This is a genomic window from Mesorhizobium shonense (genome assembly GCF_040545255.1).
Lineage (GTDB): Bacteria > Pseudomonadota > Alphaproteobacteria > Rhizobiales > Rhizobiaceae > Mesorhizobium > Mesorhizobium shonense.
Window position 1 is genome coordinate 98,392 of the sequence record NZ_JBEPLM010000011.1, and the last position, 18,372, is coordinate 116,763.

14 protein-coding genes and 2 tRNA genes are annotated in these 18,372 nt (G+C 64.2%); 6 read left to right on the top strand and 10 right to left on the bottom strand.

What is annotated here, in order from left to right:
• Positions 1-263 precede the first annotated feature (263 nt).
• Complete coding sequence (locus ABID26_RS25235) at positions 264-656, top strand: hypothetical protein (RefSeq protein WP_292298995.1); 393 nt, start codon at positions 264-266, stop codon at positions 654-656.
• Positions 657-1,149: 493 nt separating this feature from the next.
• Here the strand turns inward: ABID26_RS25235 and ABID26_RS25240 are convergent.
• Positions 1,150-1,226, bottom strand: a tRNA-Asp gene (locus ABID26_RS25240).
• A gap of 219 nt (positions 1,227-1,445) precedes the next feature.
• Here ABID26_RS25240 and ABID26_RS25245 point away from each other — a divergent pair.
• Positions 1,446-1,521, top strand: a tRNA-Val gene (locus ABID26_RS25245).
• A 35-nt stretch (positions 1,522-1,556) separates the two neighbouring features.
• Here ABID26_RS25245 and ABID26_RS25250 read toward each other — a convergent pair.
• From ABID26_RS25250 to ABID26_RS25270, 5 genes are all read right to left on the bottom strand, one after another.
• A complete protein-coding gene (locus ABID26_RS25250) occupies positions 1,557-2,327 on the bottom strand; it encodes an SDR family NAD(P)-dependent oxidoreductase (RefSeq protein WP_126099943.1) in 771 nt (256 codons plus the stop codon).
• A gap of 13 nt (positions 2,328-2,340) precedes the next feature.
• Complete coding sequence (locus tag ABID26_RS25255) at positions 2,341-3,336, bottom strand: ABC transporter permease (RefSeq protein WP_292298997.1); 996 nt, start codon at positions 3,334-3,336, stop codon at positions 2,341-2,343.
• Between the two features lie 114 nt (positions 3,337-3,450).
• A complete protein-coding gene (locus ABID26_RS25260; RefSeq protein ID WP_126099945.1) occupies positions 3,451-4,491 on the bottom strand; it encodes a sugar ABC transporter substrate-binding protein in 1,041 nt (346 codons plus the stop codon).
• 39 nt (positions 4,492-4,530) lie between these two features.
• The gene (locus ABID26_RS25265) at positions 4,531-5,295 is read right to left on the bottom strand and encodes an ATP-binding cassette domain-containing protein (protein WP_292298999.1); all 765 of its coding nucleotides are present in this window, start codon (positions 5,293-5,295) and stop codon (positions 4,531-4,533) included.
• Positions 5,292-6,458: an ROK family transcriptional regulator gene (locus ABID26_RS25270; RefSeq protein ID WP_126099946.1), complete on the bottom strand. Its 1,167-nt coding sequence runs from the start codon at positions 6,456-6,458 to the stop codon at positions 5,292-5,294. Before ABID26_RS25270 ends, ABID26_RS25265 begins: the two co-directional genes overlap by 4 nt.
• Positions 6,459-6,670: 212 nt before the next feature.
• On the opposite strand from ABID26_RS25270, the gene ABID26_RS25275 reads away from it, so the two are divergent.
• Positions 6,671-7,849: a M24 family metallopeptidase gene (locus ABID26_RS25275; RefSeq protein WP_292299001.1), complete on the top strand. Its 1,179-nt coding sequence runs from the start codon at positions 6,671-6,673 to the stop codon at positions 7,847-7,849.
• Between the two features lie 76 nt (positions 7,850-7,925).
• On the opposite strand, the gene ABID26_RS25280 is transcribed toward ABID26_RS25275, so the two are convergent.
• Both ABID26_RS25280 and ABID26_RS25285 read right to left on the bottom strand, forming a co-directional pair.
• Entirely contained in the window at positions 7,926-9,200 is a 1,275-nt protein-coding gene (locus ABID26_RS25280) for a M23 family metallopeptidase (RefSeq protein WP_292299003.1), read from the bottom strand.
• Between the two features lie 179 nt (positions 9,201-9,379).
• Complete coding sequence (locus ABID26_RS25285; protein ID WP_126099953.1) at positions 9,380-9,847, bottom strand: peroxiredoxin; 468 nt, start codon at positions 9,845-9,847, stop codon at positions 9,380-9,382.
• Positions 9,848-9,943: 96 nt separating this feature from the next.
• Between ABID26_RS25285 and ABID26_RS25290 the strand changes: the two genes are divergently transcribed.
• Positions 9,944-13,354, top strand: coding sequence for a YhdP family protein (locus tag ABID26_RS25290; RefSeq protein WP_292299005.1), 3,411 nt, complete (start codon positions 9,944-9,946; stop codon positions 13,352-13,354).
• Between the two features lie 52 nt (positions 13,355-13,406).
• On the opposite strand, the gene tyrS is transcribed toward ABID26_RS25290, so the two are convergent.
• Positions 13,407-14,660: a tyrosine--tRNA ligase gene (gene tyrS / locus ABID26_RS25295; protein ID WP_292299007.1), complete on the bottom strand. Its 1,254-nt coding sequence runs from the start codon at positions 14,658-14,660 to the stop codon at positions 13,407-13,409.
• 288 nt (positions 14,661-14,948) lie between these two features.
• On the opposite strand from tyrS, the gene ABID26_RS25300 reads away from it, so the two are divergent.
• Entirely contained in the window at positions 14,949-16,592 is a 1,644-nt protein-coding gene (locus ABID26_RS25300) for an ArnT family glycosyltransferase (protein WP_292299009.1), read from the top strand.
• A gap of 46 nt (positions 16,593-16,638) precedes the next feature.
• Positions 16,639-17,490 (top strand): phosphatase PAP2 family protein, encoded by an 852-nt coding sequence (locus ABID26_RS25305; protein WP_292299011.1) that lies wholly within the window; start codon positions 16,639-16,641, stop codon positions 17,488-17,490.
• Between the two features lie 21 nt (positions 17,491-17,511).
• Here ABID26_RS25305 and ABID26_RS25310 read toward each other — a convergent pair whose 3' ends face one another.
• Positions 17,512-18,186, bottom strand: a complete 675-nt coding sequence (locus tag ABID26_RS25310; RefSeq protein ID WP_126099958.1) for an alpha/beta hydrolase — start codon at positions 18,184-18,186, stop codon at positions 17,512-17,514.
• Between the last annotated feature and the right edge of the window lie 186 nt (positions 18,187-18,372).

Sequence of the window (18,372 nt, forward strand, 5' to 3'; positions counted from 1 at the left end):
CGCGACATGCACTACCGAGCGGCGCCCGGTATTCGCCCAAACCGACCGGGTAGCCAGCGAATGTGCAGCCACGATTCAAGCTCGATCACATCGGATAACGTTTGCGTTCCCGTCTCCAGCTCAATGCCGGGGCGCCTCTATATGTCGTCCCTGGGCCGAGAACCGCCGGCGGTGAGTGGCTGCACCGCGACACGACGCGACCGGACGGCCCATTGGGGAGGAAAAGCGGTATACCCGCTTCCTCGTCATAGGGAGATGTCATCATGAGCTCTTTCGTGCCAAAAATCATTGTGGCCGCATCGGTCTTCGCGGCCATACCGCTTTCGAGCGCCTATGCAGTGCACCGTCACCACAGGGCACAGGTCGACACCACAACCACTGCATCGGTGCCGGCGAATCCGGAGCCGAGAGCGGTGCTGGAGCAGTTGCTCAACGTGAGGCAGGGTATCCGTCAAGCCAGGGCGGCCGGCAAGATCACACAAGACCAGGCCCGCGACCTGATGCAGCGGGCGGATACCATCCAGCACACCGCGTCGACTTCAGGCCGTTCGAAGCTGGGGCAGATCAACGAGCTGGATCAGCGGCTTCAGAATGCCACCGGCCAGGGAACCTATATGGGTGACGGCGCCGACGGCGGCTACTATCCGAACGGCTGACGACTATACGCGCTTCACAAAATGGCTGCCGGCGTGAGCAGTGCCTTCCTCTCAGGAGAGCCTTTGAGGAAGCCTTCCTCAGCCTCACGCCGGCGCCGCCGCCGTTCTCGAGGATGAATTCGACGCCGCAGCTCGATGAACTTCTCAATGGGCTGCTCAGCTAGCCCGTCTTAGGCTCGGGCTCTGGAGGCGGCGCATTTGGGTCGGGGCAATCAGACAATTGCTCACACGGAGGGGGCCGATCGCCAACGCCGCCATAGCGTTCCACGAGTTTTGCGAATCCGTAGGCGAACGCGGAAAGAAGCGCCAGGATAACCACTATTCGGACGGCCATTCGGGATTGTAGCAGGACCTGGATCCGGGTTTGACTAGCTACAGGTAGAAGAGCAGACGAGGCTCGGCGCGAGGGAAGGCGGCCTCTCCAGGGGAGCAAAACGACCTAAAAGTCCGAATTGCCGGTCTGGCGTTCAGACCTCTAACTTATTGAAAAGAATGGCGCGAGTGACGGGGCTCGAACCCGCGACCTCCGGCGTGACAGGCCGGCACTCTAACCGACTGAGCTACACCCGCGCACTGACGAGCACGTGTCAGGCGTGTTCGTCGTTGGGGCGCTGGATAAGGGGTTCGTTTGCGGGTGTCAAGCGCGGCATTCAAGCATAACAGCAAACTGGAGAAGGTTTTTTGACAAGTGCGCCGGCATTGGGGAAATCCGCCTGACAGCGGTTGACCCCGGCTGTTCATTGGGCCTTGCGAATGGAGCCCTAACTGCTTAAAGGTCCGGCCCGGAGCGGGCGATTAGCTCAGTTGGTAGAGCGCTTCGTTTACACCGAAGATGTCGGCGGTTCGAGCCCGTCATCGCCCACCAGTTTCGTCCGCCAGCTTTTTGGCACCAATCAAGAATCACGGCGGCGTAAGGCGGAAATCCTGGCCTTCGGGCAGGAGCTGGCCGCCATCGACGACGATTGTCGTGCCGGTGATGTAGCTGGCGTCGTCCGAAGCCAGGAACAGGAAGGCGTTGGCGACGTCGCGCGGCGTGCCGAGGCGACCGAGCGGCACGGCGTCCTCCATGCTCTTGATGAAGGCGGCATCGCGATGCAGCTTCATGCCTTCGGTCAGGATGTTGCCGGGCTCGACGCCGTTGACGGTGATGCCATAGCCGGAAAACTCGAGCGCCGCGGCGCGGATGAAGCCGTTGATGCCGGCCTTGCTCGCCGAATAGTGGCCATGGCCGGGGCTGCTCACTTGCGGGCCGGTGATGGAGGAGGTGAACAGCATGCGGCCGCTGCGCTGCGCCTTCATCGGCGTGAGTGCTGCGCGCGCGGCGTTGAAGCTGCCGCGCAGATTGACCGCCATCACCCGGTCCCAGTCTTCCGGGCTGGTGTTCTCGATGAGCTGCCAGGGATAGATGCCGGCATTCTGGACGATGATGTCGAGGCGGCCGTGGCGCTCCAGTGCGAGAGCCACCACCGCTTCCGCGTCGGCCATCTTCGAGATGTCGGTATGGATGAAGGCGGCGCCCAGCTCGCGGGCGCTCGCCTTGCCGGCTTCGGCCTCGCTGTCGGCAAGCACCAGTTTTGCGCCCTCTTCGGCGAAGCGTTGGGCTATGCCCTTGCCGATGCCGCGCGCGGCGCCGACGATCGCCGCCACCTTGCCTTCGATGCGTCCGGTCATGCGAGCCATCCTGTCATGCGAGTCTTTGGCGAATGGTTTGCTTGAAAGCGTCGAGCAGCACGGCCGCCAGCACAAGCAAGCCGTGGATGACCTGGGTGAAGTTGGCCGGAAGGCCCATCAGGTTGATGGCGGTGTTGATGGCCGACAAAAGCAGCACGCCGGCATAGACGCCGGGCAGGGTGCCGACGCCGCCCTTGAGGCTGACGCCGCCGATGACGACGGCGGCGAAGGCGTTGAAGAGCAGGCCTACCCCCAAATTCGCGGTCGCCCCGGAGGTGCGGATGGCAAGCAGCCAGCCGGCCAGGCCGGCAATGGCGCCGGCAAGCACGAAGGCGATGATCAGGTTGCGGTTGACGCGGATGCCGGCGCGGAAGGTCGCGGTCTCGTTGCCGCCGATCATCACCAGATGCCGGCCGAACGGCGTCTTGGCCAGAATCAGCGAGAAGACCACGAAGCAGCCGACGGCGATCCAGGCGGTGAGCGGCAGGCCGACGAGCCGCTGGATGCCGAACCAGCGGATGGCGGGCGCCAGATCCTGCGCCGAGCGCCCGCCCGAAACCACCAGCACCAGGCCGCGCACCCAGATGTAGGAGGCAAGCGTGATGATGAAGGCGCTCATCTTCAGCCTGACGATGAGGAAGCCGTTGATGACGCCGATGATGGCGCCGACCGCCAACGCTATGGCGAGCGATACCGGCACCATCAGCCAGTTCGGATGCAACTGCAGGCCGATACCGATGCCGGACGAGCAGAACATGATGCCGACCGCCATGGCGCTGAGGGCGGCGACCGATTCGACCGAAAGGTCCATGTGGCCGGCGATGATGACCAGCGCCAGGCCGATCGACATCACGCCGAGCACGCTGGAAGCCTCGACGATGTTGGCGAAGATGCCGAGCTGGAAGAAGTTGGGAATGAAGATCGAAAACACCGCCAGCACGAAGACCAGCATGAACCAGACGAGATTGTCGAGTACGAGCTCGAGGATATGGCGGGTGCGTGGGCTCATCATGTGATCCGGTTGGGGCTGATCCGGTTGGCGCCAGGACGATCTGCGCGGCCACCTGGTGCGGACGCGCAGGAAGGCTCCGGGCCGCGGTGGCCCGGAGCTTTGCGGGCAAGCCTATTCGACGGACTTCACCGTATCCGTCGGCGGCTTCTGGTTGCCCCAGAAGGCCGGGTTGTCGACGTTCTCCTTGGTGATCGCGGCGCCCGGGATCTTGATGTTCGGGCCCCAGGCTTCCTTGGTCACCACCGACTTCAGGCCAAGCACGTCATAGTCGCCGGGCTTGATTTCCTGCTTGTTGGCGACCTTGTCCATGAACATGGCGACCGCGGCCGCCTGCGCATAGAGCGGCTGCTCGACCTCGACATTCAGCCAGCCCTTGCGGATCAGGTCGAGGCCGACCGGCGCGCCGTTCGAGCTCATCAGCATCACGTCCCCCGGCTTCTTGCCGGCGGCTTCCAGCGAAGCGACGGCGGCGACCGAAAGATGGGCGGCGTGGCTGAAGATCAGATCGATGTCGGGATTGGCGAGCATCTGGTCGGCGACGATGGTGCCGGCGTTGCTCGCTTCCCACTGCATGGCCGGCAGCGAGATGATCTTGACGTCCGGAAACGCCTTCATCTTTTCCTCAAAGCCCTTCTGGATGTCGAGCGTGTAGGGGTCGCCGGGATCGCCGAGGACCTGCAGGATCTTGCCCTTCACCGAGCCGTTCTTGGCCTTCAGCAGCGCTTCGGCCTGCTCGGCGGCGATATGGCCGATCTCGACCGTGCCGGCGACCGAGGTGAAGTCGGAAGGCGTGGCGGTGATCTGGCGGTCGAACTCGACCACGGGGATGCCGGCCGCGCGGGCGGCTTCAACAGATGGCTTCAGCGCGTTGAAATCGACCGCGGCGAGGATGATCGCCTTCGGCTTCAGCGCGATGACGTCGTTCATCTGCGATTGCTGGGCGTCGGTCTTGTTGTCGGCGTTCAGCGTTTTCATCTCGTAGCCGACCTGCTTCAGGAACAGCTCCAGCGCGCTCACCGAGCCGGTCTGGAATTCGTCGAGCAGTGTCGGCACCAGGTAATAGACGGTACCCTTCGACTGGGCGAATGCCGGCGTGAGCGTGGCAATTGCCAGTGCCAGGATACCGAAGACAGAAAGTAGCATTCGCTTCATGTCGTTCGCTCCTCTTTAGCCGGACCCCTCATTTGTCCCTCAGCCCGCCGGTCCGGCACCGGCGAGCGTCTCTCCGGTGATCATGTTGATCACCGCATCGGGACTTGTCTTGTTGCGGGCAACGTCGCCCGCCACGACGCCCTGGCGGATCACCACGATCCGGTCGGCGACCTGGAAGGCCTGCTGCATGATGTGGGTGATGATGACGACGCCGATGCCCTGGCTCGCCACCTGGCGGATCATGTCGAGGCCGCGGCGCGTCTGCTCGACGCCGAGCGCGGCGAAGGGCTCGTCGAGCAGCACCAGCTTGCCGCCCCAATGGACGAAGCGGTTGAGCTCGATCGCCTGCCGCTGGCCGCCCGAGAGATGCTCGACCTTGGTGCGCAGCGAGGGAATGCGCGTGCCGGCATTGGCCAGCGCCTTGGCCACCACAGCCTCCATGGCGCGCTCGTCGAGCACCGGAACGCCAAGCACGTTACGGGTGATCTCGCGCCCCATGAAGAAGTTCGCCACCACATCGACATTGGTGCAGAGCGAGAGGTCCTGGTAGACCGTCTCGATGCCGGCGGCCTTGGCCTCGGCGGGGGATTTGGCTAGGAACTCCTTGCCCTCGAACAGCATGCGGCCCGAAGTCGGCTCGAGCCCGCCGGCGATGATCTTCACCAGCGTCGACTTGCCGGCGCCATTGTCGCCGAGCAGCGCCACCACCTCGCCGCGCCCGATCGAAAAGCTGATGCCGCGCAGCGCCTGGATGGCGCCGTAGTTCTTGGCGACGTTGTCGAGGACCAGCAGGGGTTCGCTCATGCCGCGATATCTCCGCCTTTGAGAACGTCGCCCTCGCGTTGCCGCTTGGCGGTGAAGATCTGGCCGAATCGCGGCGAAAGCACACCGGAAACGGCAAGCGCTGCCGCCCCTCGCAGCACCGCGTGCTGGCCGCCCTGCGCAACGAGGATTCTTGGCGCCACGCGGTCCTTGCGGGCCGAGACCGAATTGTGCAGCGGCTGCACCGACGTCGCCAGCCGTTCGAGCAGGGCAGGCGAGGCAAGTCCGCCGAGAACAATCGTCTCGGGATCGAAGAGGTTTTCTATGATGGCAATTGCGTTGCGGAAGACCGGCGTGACCTCGCTCACCCAGTCGGCATCGTTACCTTTCCAGCGCCCGCGCGCGTCCAGCGAGACGTAGCGTTCTAGGCAGCCACGGTTGCCGCAAGGACAAAGCTCGCCGCCCGGAACGACCGGGATGTGGCCGATCTCTCCGGCATTGCCCCAGGCGCCGCGCAATGCGCTGCCGTCATGCAGCATGGTGCCGCCTAGCCCGACGCCGAAGTAGAGATAATAACATTCGGAATGTTTGGCACCGAGGCCATAGAAGCGTTCGCCCATCGCCGCGGCAGCCATGTCGTTCTCGAAGAAGGCTGGCAGGCCGGTGACCGATGTCAACCGCTCGCGCAGCGGAACATCCTGCCAGCCGGCCATCGTCGTCGGGCCGACGAAGCTCATCGGTTCGACGCCGAAAGGTCCCGGAAGCGCCATGCCGATGCCGATGACGCGGCCGCCCGAGCGGCGACCGGTCAATTCGGCGACCATGGCGCCGATCGCCTCGAACGCTTCGTCGGGCGCCGCATGGGGCGCCTCGCGATGCGCGCTCTCGATCACGTCGCCGCTGAGATTGATCAGCGCCGCGTCGATGCCGAGCGGCGTGAGATGGATGCCGACGGCATAGCCGCCTTCCGGATTGATGCGCAGCGTCGCCGGCGGCAGGCCGCGGCCCTTCGGCTCCTCGCGAACCGACAGGATGTAACCCTGCTCCTCCAATTCTCTAACGATGGTCGACACCGTCTGGACGGTGAGCCCGACATGCCGGGCGATCTCGCCGCGGGCGATCGGACCGAAGCGGCGGATGGATTCGAGCACGATGCGCCGGTTGTACGGCCGCCCGAACTCCTGATTGGTTCCCCGCAACGCCATGGCTTGCGCTCCCAGTTGACGCAAGGTTCGCAGAGAACATTTATTCAGTCAAATGGAATTCAAAAATAAATTGACGGTAGACTCCGAGGCCGGGGAAGGACAGGACCGATAGGACCTGTCCACGTGCTGCCGCTGGCTGATTGCCTCCTTCTTGCAGCCGCCCCAATGGTGTGTGAGCCAGCCGCCGTTGATCCAACAAGCATGGAGCAGAAATGATCGAACTGCCGTTTGCCCGCGACGAATACCAGCAGCGACTTCGCAAGATCCGCACCGAGATGGCAAAGCGTGGTCTTGAACTCCTGATCGTCAACGACGTTGCCAACCAGCATTACGTCACCGGTTATGATGGCTGGTCGTTCTATACGCCGCAGGTGGTGCTGGTTCCGATCGAGGAGGTTGAGCCGGTCTGGATCGGGCGCGCCATGGATGCGGCGGGCGGTCTTCTGACGGCCTGGATGAGCCCTGAGAATGTGGTCGGTTTCCCGGAGGATCATGTTCAGCGTGCCGATCGCCACCCGATGGACTGGATCGCGAACTGGATCGTCGCCAAAGGCTGGGGAAACAGGCATATCGGCATCGAACTCGAGGCCTACTATTTCTCCCCGAAGGGGCATGCCCGGCTTGTCGCCGGGCTTCCCAACGCGAAATGGCATGATGCCGATCTCCTGGTGAACTGGATCCGCGCGGTTAAATCCGCGCCCGAGATCGCCAATCTGCGCAAGGCCTCGACGCTCGCCGAGGCCGCCGTCGCGCGAGCCTTTGAAGTCATTGCGCCGGGCGTTCGCGAATGCGATGCCATTGCCTCCATCCAGGCGGCGCAGATCGCCGGCAGTCCGGACTTCGCGGGCGATATAACAGCCCTTCCGCCAACCATCCTCGGCGGCGAGAACGCTTCGGCCCCGCACATCATGTGGAGCGACAGACGGTTCGGAGACAATGAGACGATTGCGCTGGAACTCGCCGGCGTCTGCCGCCGCTACGCGGCCGGGCTGGCAAGAACGATGCAGTTGGGGAAGACACCGACGCGTGTCTCGGACACCGCCAAGGCAGTGATAGAGGGCATGGATGCGGTGCTCGACGCGGTGAGGCCCGGAACATCGGCCGAAGCGGTCGAGGGGGCGTGGCGCAAGGTCATCCAACGCTACGGGCTAAAGAAGGAATCGCGCATCGGCTATTCCATCGGCGTCGCCTATCCGCCGGATTGGGGCGAGCACACGATCAGCCTCAGGCCGGGCGACAAGACCGTGCTCACCCCCGGCAACGTCGTTCATTCCATCCTCGGCATGTGGATGGATGGCTGGGGCATCGAAATCAGCGAGACCATCCTGGTGACCGAAAGCGGCCATGAGACCCTGACCAAGTTCCCGCGAGAGGTCCATGTCAAATCCTGAGGGTGTGGCCAGGCCGATATCGATGCCGCACTGTGGGTAGATTTGAAGGGGTCTCCGCGCGGTGAGAGGCCGCGCCCTACAGGAACTGCGCGACCTTCTTGCCGACGGCGAGGAAGCGCAACGGATCGACCGCCTCGCCGTTATGGCGCACTTCGTAGTGGAGATGCGGGCCGGTCGAGCGACCGCTGCTGCCGGTCTTGCCGATCACGTCGCCGGCGGCGAGCTTCTGGCCGACGGTGACGTCGATCTCGCTTAGATGGCCATAGCGCGTGGCAAAGCCGTTGCCGTGGTCGACCTCGACCATCCGTCCATAGCCGCCGTTCCAGCCGGCCTTGGTGACGACACCGGCGGCCGTGACCTTGGCCGGCATGCCGATCGGCGCCCTGAAATCCATTCCCGTATGCAACGCGGCCGTGCCGAGGATCGGGTCGGTGCGCACGCCGAACGGACTGGTGACGGCGCGACCTGGGGCGGGATTGGTCAGCGGGAGCTTGCGCGCCTCTTTCTTGACTTGATCAAGCGCATCAAGAGCTTCGTCCAGCTCCTTGACCTTGCTGTCGAAGATCATCGAGGAATCGAGCGGGACCAGCGGCCCGCCGACATCGTTCTTGTCGAGCTCGGCGTCCACCGGCAGGCCTGCCGCTTCCAATGCCTGCGAGATCGCATCGGCATTCCTATAGGCATTATCGGCGAGGGTGGTGATACGGGTAAGCTGCTGGTTCTCGATGGCCTTGAGCGACGCGTTGATCGACACGAACAGCTTGTCGGCGCGATCCGCGGCCGTTTCGTTGTCGAGCGGATCGGAGCGTGTCGACCACAGCGAGAAGGGCCTGGTGTCGCCGGCGCTCAGACTGGCGACGGAGTAGGTCGGGGCCTGCGAAAGGCTACCGGTGATTTCGGCGTCGGGCTTCGCCGGCGCATCGCTTGCGGCGGGCACGTCGCCGACCTCGTTTTCGGCGCGTTCGAGGATCGGTCCCAGGCGGCCATGGCGCTGGCTGAGCTGGGTCTGCCTGGCCAGTAGCTCGCTGACCTTGGTTTCCATCAGTTGCTGATCGAGAAGCTGGCGGCTGGTGATGCGGTCGACCTGGGCGCGAAGCGCGGAGATGCGGTCCTCATAGGCCTGCTGCATGCGCGCCTGCCTTGCCGTCGTGGCGCCGATCAGGTCGTCGCGCAGCACAAGATAGGACGTGGCGAGCAGATAGCCGATGGCGATCGCCGCGAGCGCCGATCCAATGAACGCGGCAAGCCAGGGGCGAACGGTGAAATGCCTTATTTCATTGCCCCGGGCAATGATGACCGTATGGGGCTCCTTACGCCTGCCGAAGACCGCTGACTGACCGGTTGGTTTCACGGGACCGAGCTTTCGTTACGACTCCAACGACAGCTCGAATTACACATTATTAGGGTTAACAAAGTTTTGCTGGCCGCATTGTCGGCGTAACCAATTCCCGCATTGCGGGTGGCGGGTTGCAGGAGCGAGAGGCTAGCAAGAACCGTCCGGCGGTGCGGCGAAAGACTGCGTTCCCCGCTTCAGAGCGCGTGCACCGCTTCCAGCACCTCTTCGGCGTGGCCCTTGACACGCACCTGCCGCCAGATGCGGGCGATCCGTCCATCCTTGCCGATCAGGAAGGTGGCGCGCTCGACGCCCATGTATTTGCGGCCGTACATGGTCTTCTCGACCCACAAATGATAGGCCTCGATCACCTTGCGCTCCTCGTCGGCGACGAGATCGACGGTGAGATCGTACTTCGCCTTGAATTTGTCGTGTTTCTTGATGCTATCGGGAGACAGCCCGATGACCACGGCGTCGGCCTTCTCGAATTCCGGCTTCAGCTGCGAGAAGCCGATCGCCTCGTTGGTGCAACTTGTGGTGTCGTCCTGCGGATAGAAGTAGAGTACGACAGGCTTTCCGCGGAATGCGGCGAGGCTGAGAGAGCCCCCGCCGTCGCGCGGAAGATCGAATTGCGGCGCAATGTCGCCCACTGCAAGATCAGCCATGTCGATGCCTTTGTCTGAGATTACGCGCGGATCGAGCATCGATATAACGTGAGGCGGAGATTCGTCCACGACGAGTTCGTTATAACGGAATATTGCGTGGATCAGGAGCAACCGCAGCACGAGAAGATCAGGTTCAGGCGTGACGAGATCACCGACCTGGGGACGTTTCCGTCCGCGTGCGGCGTGCCGCCGCTCGGCCGCGCGTCGGTTCGCCGCCGCTTCCGCATCATCGGCCGGGTGTTTGCCGGGCTCTGCGCGCTGGTGCTTCTGGCGGCGGCAGGTGTCTATGTGCTCGGCACGTCAGGCATCGGCACGGAGCGGCTTCGAGCCGAAGCCGAGACGGCGATCGAGAAGCTCGCCGGCGTCGATGTCAACGTCACGGTCGGACCGGCGCGGCTGACGCTCGACGGATCGAGCTTCGTCGCTCTGCAGGTCAGCGACGTCAGCCTGAAGACCGCCGACGGCAAGCCGATGGCCGATGTCGGGCGTGTCCGCTTCGGCATGCGCCTGCTGCCGCTGCTGTCCGGCGAGGTCCGGTTGACCAGCGCCCGGTTTTCCGATGCCCACATCATGGTTGCCGCAATGCCGTCCGGCGGCGGCGACTGGACAGCGGCGCTGCGCAACGAGGATGGTCTCGTCGATCCGGAGAAAGTGTCGGCTGCCGTGTTTTCGGGTGTCAACGACGCGCTCGATGCGGTGCGTGAGGATTCGATGCGTCAGGTCGACCTCAGCAACGTCGAATTCGAATTGCCGGGCGGCGGACCGGTCAAGCGGGTGAGGGTCGCCGACGCAACTGTTGCCCAGACCGGCCCCGGCAGCATCCAACTTTCTTACGATGCCGATGTCGACGGCCGGCACGCGACCCTGAAGGCGTCCGCTGTACGTGACGCGAGCGCCAGGCGGATCGCATCGCTCGAAGCCAGCCTTGAGGTGGCGGACGCCGGCCGAAAACTGGCCGAGCAAGGCTCCGGCGATGGGAACTCCGCCGCCCAGGGCGGCAAGCTTGGCTCGATTGCGCTGAAGCTTTCGGGCGCTGAAGCCTCCGGCGAAACGCCGTCGCGATTGGCGGCCTCGCTGTCGCTCGGCGGCTCGGTGCTCGATCTCGGCTCGCGCGGGCTGCTGCCGGCCGACGTCGATGCCAATGCCACGCTTGTGGCCGGGTCGAACAAGATCTCGGTTGACAAGCTGCTGATCAGGACCGGCCGCTCAACCTTCGATTTCACCGGCTCGATTGGGCCGAAGCCGGCAGCCGCGGGCGAGGAGCCGTCCTATCGCTATGACCTCGTCAGCGACGGCTCGACGCTCGCCCCTTCGGAATCGCCGGAACCGGCGCTTCAGTTCCTCGCCCGCGTCGCTGGCGTCTACCAGACCAAGAGCCGCAAGCTCGTCGCCGAGCAGATTGGCGTCCGCTCCGGCGGTTCGAGCGAGGTGCTGGGCACGGCGTCACTCGCCTTCATCGGCAACGGCCCGCCGGGCGTGTCGCTTTCGCTCAACGTCCACGACATGCCGGTCTCGCATGTCAAGCAATTGTGGCCATGGTTCTCCGCCCGCAACGCGCGGCTTTGGGTGCTGGACAATTTGTTCGGCGGCCGCGTGGTCGACGCCAATTTGCAGTTCCAGGTCGTGCCGGGGCGGCTCGGCAACGGCGTTCCGCTTTCCGGTGACGAGGTGTTCGGCCGTTTCCAGGTCGAGGGTTCGCGCTTCGACACGGCGGGCCGCATTCCGCCGATCCGCGACGCGGTCGGCGTCGTCGCCTTCCACGGCAACGACGTCGACATCAGCCTGTCTTCGGGCAGCGTCTACATGCCGAGCGGCCGCACCGTGGCGGCAAGCGGCGGCACGCTGACGGTGAAGGAGGCGAACCGTTCGCCGGTTATCGGCGCGCTCGATATCGACGTCGCCGGCGAGGCGCCGGCAATCGCCGAGCTTGCCTCCTTTGAGCCGATCAATGCCATGCGCCATGTCGGCCTTGCGCCGGAGGATTTGAGCGGCACCGTCACCGGCCATGTGCGGGCCGACATTCCGCTGACCTCCAACGTCGACACCTCGACGCTCGACTGGCTGGTGGCGCTGGACTACCAGGACCTGTCTTTAGCCAAGCCGTTCGAGGACCAGACGGTGACCGAAGCCGATGGGTCGATCACCGTCAGCCCGGACCGCGCGGTGATATCGGCCAAGGCGAAGCTGAACGGCATTCCTGCGGAACTCGACCTGGTCGAGCCACTCGAGGACAACGGGCCGCCGCGCAGCCGCAAGGTCGCGCTGGTGCTCGACGACAAGACGCGCGACGCGACGATGCCAGGGCTGTCGCCGTTGCTTGCCGGGACGATCAAGGTGGCGATCGACAAGAGCGGCGAAGGCGGTCAGGAAGTCTCGGCCGACCTGACCAACGCCAGGCTCGACATCCCGTGGGCGGGATGGAGCAAGGGCGCCGGCATTCCGGCCAAGGTCACTTTCACGATGGCGAAGTCCGGCAGCACCACCACACTGTCCGACTTCGATCTCGATGGAAAAAGCTTTTCTGTCAACGGCGAGGTGACGCTGGTCAATGGGGCGCTGTCTTCGGCCCGCTTCAGCAAGGTCGCGCTCAACCGGGGCGACGACGTCGCCGTCTCGGTGAAGCGATCGGGCAAGAGCTACGCGGTCGATGTCAGCGGCGATTCCCTCGATGCCCGCTCGCTGATCAAGCAGTTCACCTCCGACGTCGACACGGCCACGAAAGGCGCCGGCGCCGGCGCGATCTCGGTCAGCGCCGACGTGAAGTCGCTCACCGGCTTTCACGACGAGGCGCTGTCGAACCTGAAGCTGAATTACAGCGCTGCCGGCGCCAAGGTGAACGGCCTCGATGTCAGCGCGACGGCGAGCTCCGGTGCGGCGATCACCGTCAGGAACACCACCGGCGACGGCGGCCGTTCGCTCAGGATGAAATCGGCCGACGCCGGCGCCATCCTGCGTTTCCTCAACATCTACGAGCACATGGAGGGCGGGGCGATCACGCTTTCGCTCGCGGGCGGCGCCGACGGGCCGATGAAGGGTCAGGTCGACGCCAACAATTTCTACGTCGTCAACGAGCCGAAGCTTGCATCGATCGTGTCGACCAAGCCGGCCGGCGACACGCGCAGCCTCAACCAGGCGGTGAAGGCCGATATCGATACTTCAAGGGTGCAGTTCGAGCGCGGCTTCGCCGAGATCGACAAGGGCTCCGGCTATCTCAGACTGGCAAACGGCCTGCTGCGCGGTCCACGCATCGGCACCACCTTCCAGGGCACGCTCTACGACCAGGACAACAACATGGACATGACCGGCACCTTCATGCCGGTCTATGGGCTGAACCGCATCTTCGGCGAGCTGCCGCTGTTCGGCCCGCTACTCGGCAACGGCCGCGACCGCGGCTTGATCGGCGTCACCTACCGGCTGCGCGGCAACGCCAACAAGCCGGCCCTCAACATCAATCCACTGTCGGTGGTGGCGCCTGGGATATTCCGGTCGATCTTCGAGTACCGCTAGAGACCGGCCCGCGGTTTTCTGGGAAATCGCGGTCAAGCAAGGCCTCGATCAATCAGACCGGCCGCACCAGGACGTGCTTCTTCCTGCCAAGCGAGAGCTTTAGGACACCTTCCGCGCCCAGGTCCGGAAGCGTCACCATGCGCCGGTCGTCCGTCACCGCCTGGTCGTTCAACCGCACCGCGCCGCCCTGGATGTGTCGACGCGCCTCGCCGTTGGAGGCGGCGAGCCCAGCGGTCACGAACAGCGACAGGATGCCGATGCCGGCCTCGAGATCGGCCTTGGCCACATCGACGCTCGGCAGCGTGTCGGCAAGCGCGCCTTCCTCAAAAGTCTTGCGGGCGGTTTCGCTTGCCGTCTCGGCGGCCTCGCGGCCATGCAGCATGGCGGTGATCTCGGTGGCGAGGATCTTCTTCGCTTCGTTGATCTCGGAGCCGTCGAGCTTTTCGAGCCGCGCCACCTCGTCCAACGGCAGCGTCGTGTAGAGCTTCAGGAAGCGGCCGACATCGGCGTCCTCGGTGTTGCGCCAGTACTGCCAGAACTCGTAAGGCGAGAGCATGTCGCTGTCGAGCCAGACGGCACCCGAAGCCGACTTGCCCATCTTGGCGCCGGACGCCGTGGTGAGCAGCGGCGTCGTCACCGCATAGAGCTGCGCATTCTCCATCCGATGACCAAGGTCGATGCCGTTGACGATGTTGCCCCACTGGTCGGAGCCGCCCATCTGCAGCCGGCAGCCGAAGCGCTTGTAAAGCTCGACGAAGTCGTAGGCCTGCAGGATCATGTAGTTGAATTCAAGGAAGGACAGCGACTGCTCGCGGTCGAGCCTGAGCTTGACGGAATCGAAGGCGAGCATGCGGTTGACCGAGAAGTGCCGGCCGACATCGCGCAGGAAATTGACGTAGTTGATCTCCATCAGCCAGTCGGCGTTGTTGACCATGATGGCGTCGCCGGCGCCGCTGCCGAATTTGAGGTAAGGCGCGAAATTGCGGCGGATGCCGACGAGATTGTCGTCGATATCCTGCGGCGTCAGCAGCTTGCGCGCCTCGTCCTTGAAGGAAGGGTCGCCGATCATCGAGGTGCCGCCGCCCATCAGAGCGATCGGCCGGTGGCCGGTCTGCTGCAGCCAGTGCAGCATCATGATCTGGATCAGCGATCCCGCATGCAGGCTCTTGGCCGTCGCGTCGAAGCCGATATAGGCGCTCACCGTTTCCTTGGCGAAAAGCTGGTCGAGGCCGGTTTCATCCGAAATCTGGTGGATGAAGCCGCGCTCGCTCATGATGCGCAGGAAATCGGACTTGAAGGCGGACATTTTTTCTTCCCGGAGATCGCCCGGCACTCTGCCGAGCCTGACGTGAAGGGGCGCGTTTAGCATCAGCGGGCGATCAGCAAAAGTGGTTTCCGGTTTTGCGTCCGATCGCCCGCCACTCAGAAAGCGCGATCAGCAAAAGTGGTTTCCGGTTTTGCGTCCGGTCGCCCGCAAAGCGCGCATCCTTGCTTCGCCCCTTTTGCTGGCGTAATGAGGCGCCCGCGCAAGGGCAGCGCGCCCCAAGCGCCGCGACGGGGCCATCCCGCAGATCAGATCGGACCAGCTCCCGCGATGAACAGGAACTATCTCATCCTCTTTCTGTTCAGCATCGTCATGACCGTCAGCGGGCTGGCGAGCCTGCCGCCGGTCGACCGCGACGAATCCCGCTTCGTCCAGTCGACCAAGCAGATGGTCGAGACGGGCGACTATATCGACATCCGCCTGCAGGACGTGACGCGCTACAAGAAACCGATCGGCATTTACTGGCTGCAATCGGCGGCGGTCGCGCTTAGCGGCGAAGGGGCCGAAGCGCCGATCTGGGTCTATCGCTTGGTTTCCATGCTTGGCATCGCGCTCGCCGTCGTCGGCATAGGCTGGACGGGCACGAAACTCTTCGGCGCCAATGCCGGCCTGGCCGCCGGCCTGATGATGGCGGCGATCTTCGCCACCGCCTTCGAGGGCCGCGACGCCAAGACCGACGCCATGTTGCTCGCCTGCTGCGTGGCCGCGCAAGGCGCGCTGGCGCAGGTCTATCTGGCCGCCCGCCGCAAAGAACCGGTTGCCGGCCATCTGCCCTGGATCTTCTGGATCGCCCAGGGGCTGGGCATCCTGATCAAGGGGCCGGTGGCACCGCTCTTGTCACTCTTGACTGCCGCCGCGCTGTTCGCCTTCGAGCGCGACTGGCGCTGGCTTTTGAAGCTGAAGCTGGCGCGCGGCATCATAATCGTGCTCGTCATCGTGCTGCCCTGGATCATCCTCATCAGCTGGAAGAGCGGCGGTGCCTTCTTCCAGGAAGCGGTCGGCAAGGACATGCTGAACAAGGTGGCGCAGGGCGAGGAGTCGCACGGCCTGCCGCCCGGCTTCTACATGCTCACCTATTCGCTGTTCATGTGGCCTTTCGGCCTGATCGCGGTCGGCGCCGGGCTGCAGGCGATCAACCGCTTCTGGGACGATCCCCGCCTGCGCTTCTGTCTTGCCTGGTACATCCCGTTCTGGCTGGTGTTCGAGGCGATCCCGACCAAGCTGCCGCATTATGTGATGCCGGCTTATCCTGGCATGGCGCTGCTGATCGGCTGGCTGCTCACCTTGCCGGCGGACAAGGCCAACGCCCCACTCAAGCGCTGGCAGAGCTGGCTGTGGTGGTCGACCGCCTTCGGCGTTGTCGTCGTGTCGATCGGGCTGGCGGCGGTGTGCCTCGGGGCGCCGATCTATTTCGCCAAGGCTTTTTCCTGGTGGAGCATTCCGGCGGCGATCGCCGCTCTGGTCACCGGCTATCTGGCTTTCCCGCGCCAGTTGCAGGTGCCGCTCGGACGCATCGCGGCAATCGCGGTCGGCGCGGGGATAACGTTCAGCCTGCTTTTCGGCGTCATCGCACCGTCGCTGAAGCCGATCTGGCTGAGCCCCGCCATCAAGGCAGCGGTCGATGCCAACCGCCCTTGCGATACAACCGTGCTCGCCTCGGCTCCCTATCACGAGCCGAGCCTGGTGTTCCTGGTCGGCACCAACACCGTGCTGACCGATGTCGACGGCGTCGCAAAACACTTAGCTGCCGATCCGGCCTGCGCGCTGGGGCTAGCTCCGGTCAAGGACGAGCAGAAGCTCAACGAACTGCTTGCCGGGCAGGGCAAGTCGGCGAAGCGGCTTACCGAGATCGACGGGCTCAACTATTCGTCAGGAGACAAGCTGGCGCTCGGCCTTTATCGGGTGGCCCCGTGAGGAATAGTCTCGAGCTTCGAGTGCCTCTATAGACTCTGCACCAACCATGTCCGCCGTAGCTCTTTATCGCCGTTCGCTCGGCAATTTCCTCGACACGATGCGCATCGTGAGGCGGCGCTTTGCCGTGCGCCCGGCGCGCTACCCCGAGATCGCTTGGTCGGTCTGGGCACTCGCTTGGGTGCTTCTGGCGGCGGCCGTATTCCTCAGCCTCGATAGCGCCGCCGGCAGGATGCGCGGACAGTGGACGCCCGGCTTCGTCCATTTCACCGACTTCTTCACCGATTTCGGCCTGGGTGGCTGGTATCTCATTCCCGCGGCTCTCTGCCTCGTCGCGGCCAATCTGACCGACTGGCGGCGCCTCTCACGGCAGACGCGCCTGCTCGTCTACAACTGGACCAGCTTTGCTTTCCTGGTGTTTTGCGCCGTCGGCCTTTCCGGGCTGGCGGTCAACCTGCTGAAATACGGCATCGGCCGGGCGCGGCCGGTCTATTTCAACGACTTCGGCGTGCTGTCGCTGCATCCCTTCGCCATGGATGCGCGCTTCGCCGGCTTTCCATCCGGCCATGCCACGACGATGGGCGCGGTGTTCGGCATCCTGCTGCTTTTGTTCCCAAAGCGCTGGCCCATCGCGCTGGCGGTCACCGCCTGCATCGCCTCGACGCGCGTCTTCGTCGGCGCGCATTATCCGAGCGACACGGTGGCCGGCTTCGGGCTTGGCCTCGCCTTTGCGATCGTCACAGGGCTGGTCTTCGCGCGGCTCGGCTTCATCTTCCGGCGGCCGTCATCGACCAGACCGATGCCCAAACGCACGTTCCGGCTGCTACGGTCCAGCGGGGCGAAGAGCAGAATATCGGCCGCGCGCCGCAACGGTGAGCACCTGACCGCTGACCACCCTTAGAGGGTTTGTAGCGCCCGCGGTCTATCTCAGTCGCTTCGGCCGCGGATCGGCGAGCTCGCCCGCCAGCCGCCGGTCGAGGTAATCGGCGCATTCCTGGATGAGCAATTCGGAATCGTTGGCGAAGAAATGGTTGGCGCCGGGGATCGTCTTCTGCGTGATGGTGATGCCCTTTTGCGTGTGCAGCTTGTCGACCAGCGTCTGCACGTCCTTGGGCGGCGCCACCTTGTCGGCATCGCCGTGGATGATGAGACCTGATGAAGGGCAGGGCGCCAGGAAGGAGAAATCGTAGGTGTTGGGCTGCGGCGCGACCGAAATGAAGCCCTCGATCTCCGGCCGGCGCATCAGAAGCTGCATGCCGATCCACGAGCCGAAGGAATAGCCGGCGACCCAGCAGCTCTTGGAATCGGGATGCAGCGACTGCACCCAGTCGAGCGCGGCGGCCGCGTCCGACAGTTCGCCGGTGCCGTGGTCGAACTCGCCCTGGCTGCGGCCGATGCCGCGGAAATTGAAGCGCAGCGTGGTGAAATCGCGCTTCTGAAACATGTAGAAGAGGTCGTAGACGATCTTGTTGTTCATCGTGCCGCCGAATTGCGGGTGCGGATGCAGCACAATGGCGATTGGCGCGCTCTTTTCCTTGGAAGGCTGGTAACGGCCCTCCAGGCGACCAGCCGGACCGGCGAAAATGACCTCAGGCATAAAATACTCCACGTGGCATACGAAGGCGCAAGCCCGGAACTTCCTTGGCCCGTCTCTGTGGCCTTGACGCCGGGCAAGCGTCTTCCTAGAAGCTAGTTTAGAATTGTTCAAAACTGGGTGGCCGAAAACGCAATGGTCCGGCCGCCCGCGCCGCAAGCCGGGTAAATAGGACGGCTTGCCTTGCAA